The organism is Acidovorax sp. (genome assembly GCF_027492855.1).
Taxonomy (GTDB): domain Bacteria; phylum Pseudomonadota; class Gammaproteobacteria; order Burkholderiales; family Burkholderiaceae_C; genus Acidovorax.
Genome location: NZ_JAPUDY010000030.1, coordinates 1 through 2,670, shown reverse-complemented (window position 1 = coordinate 2,670; position 2,670 = coordinate 1). Strand labels below are relative to the sequence as shown.

At 65.9% G+C, this 2,670-nt stretch carries 2 protein-coding genes; both read right to left on the bottom strand.

Annotation, left to right across the window (positions count from 1 at the left end):
* The coding region (locus Q0105_RS05745; RefSeq protein ID WP_298209672.1) for an ABC transporter ATP-binding protein at positions 1-1,454 on the bottom strand (1,454 nt) is incomplete at its 3' end.
* Between the two features lie 79 nt (positions 1,455-1,533).
* A complete protein-coding gene (locus Q0105_RS05740; protein ID WP_298209670.1) occupies positions 1,534-2,466 on the bottom strand; it encodes a LysR family transcriptional regulator in 933 nt (310 codons plus the stop codon).
* Between the last annotated feature and the right edge of the window lie 204 nt (positions 2,467-2,670).

Here is a 2,670-nt window from a genome sequence, read left to right as displayed (position 1 = left end):
CCCTTGGCCACCACATGCAGCCGGTCGCAGATTTCAAACAATTCGTCCAGCTCCTCACTCACCACCAGCACGGCGCAGCCCGCGTCGCGCAGCGCCAGGATGGAGCCGCGAATCTGCGCGGCGGCGCCCACGTCCACGCCCCAGGTGGGCTGCGAGACGATGAGCAGCTTCGGGTTGGCGTCGATCTCGCGCCCCACGATAAATTTTTGCAGGTTGCCGCCCGACAGCGACTTGGCCGCCGCGTTCGGGCCGCCCGCCTTCACGTTGAAGCGCTGGATGATGTCCTTGGCATGCGCTTCAAGTGCGCCCACCTTGATCCAGCCGCTGCCCGACACCGAGTTGGTGCGCGTGAGCAGCAGGTTGTGCGCCAGGCCCATGGTGGGCACGGCGCCCCGGCCCAGGCGCTCCTCGGGCACAAAGTGCAGGCCCAAGACGCGCCGTTGGCCCGGCCCCATGCGCCCCGCGTTCTGCCCGGCCACCTGGATGCTGGCGGGCTCGGCGCGCCGGTCTTCGCCCGACAGCGCGTAGAGCAGCTCTTTTTGCCCGTTGCCCGACACCCCGGCAATACCCACCACCTCGCCCGCCTTCACCTCGAACTGCAGGTCGGTCAAATCCACGCCGAACTGGTCGGCGCGCGGCAGCGACAGGCCCTGCACGCGCAGCACCGCGCTCCCGGTCTGCACCGCGCGGTGTTCCAGCGCAGGCGGCTCGGCGCCAATCATCAGGCGCGAGAGCGAGGCATTGGTTTCCTCACGCGGGTCGCACACACCCGTGACCTTGCCGCCACGCAGCACGGTGCAGGCGGTGCACAGCGCCCGGATCTCGTGCAGCTTGTGGCTGATGTAGAGGATGCTGCAGCCCTCGTTGGCCAGCTTGCGCAGCACCACAAAGAGCTTTTCGACCGCCTGGGGCGTGAGCACCGACGTGGGCTCGTCCAGGATCAGCACCTTGGGGTTGGTGAGCAGGGCGCGGATGATTTCCACGCGCTGCATCTCGCCCACGGAGAGCGTGTGCACGGGGCGCAGGGGGTCGATGTCGAGGCCATATTCAGCCGCCTTGGCGCTGATGCGCTGCGTGACCTCGGCGAGCTGCAGGCTTTTGTCCAGGCCCAGCCACACGTTTTCGGCCACGGTGAGGGTGTCGAACAGGCTGAAATGCTGGAACACCATGGCGATGCCCAGGGCCCGCGCCTCTTGGGGGTTGCGCACCTGCACGGCCTGGCCGTTGAAGAACACGCTGCCTTCGTCGGGCTTGACCGAGCCGTAGATGATCTTCATCAGCGTGGACTTGCCCGCGCCGTTTTCGCCCAGCACGGCATGGATTTCGCCCGGCAACACCGTGAGCGACACGCCGCTGTTGGCAACCACGGCCGGGTAGCGCTTGGTGATGCCCACAAGCTGCAGCCGGGGCGGCGGCGGCGCGCCCGGAGCGGGAGAGGTAGGGGGTGAACTCATGCGGGGATTGTCTCTCAGTTTTACAACTTGTTATAAGAATGAAAACACCTTCTTGCGCTTGTTCAGCATGCCCAAGCAGCTATTCTTTTCGTAGCGATGAGGCCACAGCCTTCACACATTCCCGCAGCCACGCCGCCGCCGCCGAATGGTGGGTGCGCGCGTGCCAAAGCTGGTAGTACATGAGCCGCGGAAAAGGCACCGGGCACGGCAGGATGGCCAGCGGCAGTTGGTCCACATAACGCTCGCAATACTGGCGGCCCGTGGTGAGCACAAGCAAACTCGAAGCCACGATGCTGGGGATCAGGCTGAAATGCGCGCAGCGCGCCGTGATGTTGCGCTGCATGCCCAGGCTGTCCAGGTGCGCGTCGATCACGCCGCGCGCGCCGGGGTGGGTGGGCGTGGGCGCGATGTGCTCGGCGGCGAGCCAGCTGTCCATGTCCCAGCCGCGCCGCACGGCGGGGTGGTCCTTGCCCACCAGACAAACCACCTCATCGCCAAACAGGCGGCCCATGTGCAAATCGTCCGGCGGCTGGGGCCAGTTGCCGATCACCACATCCACCTCGCCCTGCGCCAGGTGCGCGTGGTAGTGCGCGTCGGCCGACAGGGGCAGGATTTCGATGGGGCACAAAGGCGCTTCGACCTTGATGCGGGCCACGAGCTGGGGCAGAAAAAGCGGGTCGAGATAGTCGCTCGCGGCCACACGGAAGGTGCGGGTGGCGGTGCGCGGGTCGAACCCGCGTGCATCCGAAAACAGCGCCTCCGCCGAGCGAAGGATGGCGCCTGCAGGCTCCACCATGCGCAGTGCGGCATCGGTGGGCATCATGCTGGCGCCTGAGCGCACCAAAAGCGGGTCGCCCGACAGGTCGCGCAGCCTTTTCAGCGCAGCCGACACCGCCGGCTGGTGCATGCCCAGACGGATGGCGGCCCTCGATACGCTGCGTTCAGTGAGCACGGTGTGCAAGACCCTTATGAGATGGAGGTCTATCTTGTCGAAAAGGGCGTTGTCTCTCATAGCGGTGCGTGCATTGATGTCATAAGCTTGTGCTTATGCGCCGAGCCTCTGGCGGCCCTACCCTCTGATGAACGCATGGAAATCGAAGCTGCATCTGTCATGACAACCCAACCCCTGCAATTCTTGCGCCGTGGCCAACCTGTGGCGCTGGGCAATGTACCACCCGACCGCACTCTGCTGGAGGTGCTGCGCGAAGACCTGGGC